The sequence below is a fragment of the Leifsonia sp. SIMBA_070 genome (genome assembly GCF_046534635.1).
In the GTDB taxonomy this organism is placed as follows: Bacteria; Actinomycetota; Actinomycetes; order Actinomycetales; family Microbacteriaceae; genus Leifsonia.
The window spans coordinates 1-255 of sequence record NZ_JAWRYK010000583.1 but is presented as its reverse complement, the minus strand read 5'-3'; the positions used below and the strand labels follow the sequence as shown (position 1 = coordinate 255).

Here is a 255-nt window from a genome sequence, read left to right as displayed (position 1 = left end):
CGGGCTTCAAATGGCGTGCTTGAACTCAAGGATTCAGGTGACGTTGCCGAGTGGTGTAATCAGGCCCAGCAAGGAATCGTCCAGGATAAGTCGACGTTGGTTTCCGACTCTCATGTGCTGTCTTTGTTGCGACGCGTCCAGGCCGGAGAGAAGGCATTGGTAACCCATGCCCATACTGGCTACAGCACCATCACCAATTCGTTCGCACTGGTTCTCAAGGAAACCAAGCAGGCCGCATTGCTCATGTGCTTACCT

At 53.7% G+C, this 255-nt stretch carries 1 protein-coding gene; it reads left to right on the top strand.

What is annotated here, in order from left to right; all coding sequences use genetic code 11:
• Positions 1 to 15 precede the first annotated feature (15 nt).
• The coding region (locus SB754_RS21555) for a hypothetical protein (RefSeq protein ID WP_410784363.1) at positions 16 to 255 on the top strand (240 nt) is incomplete at its 3' end.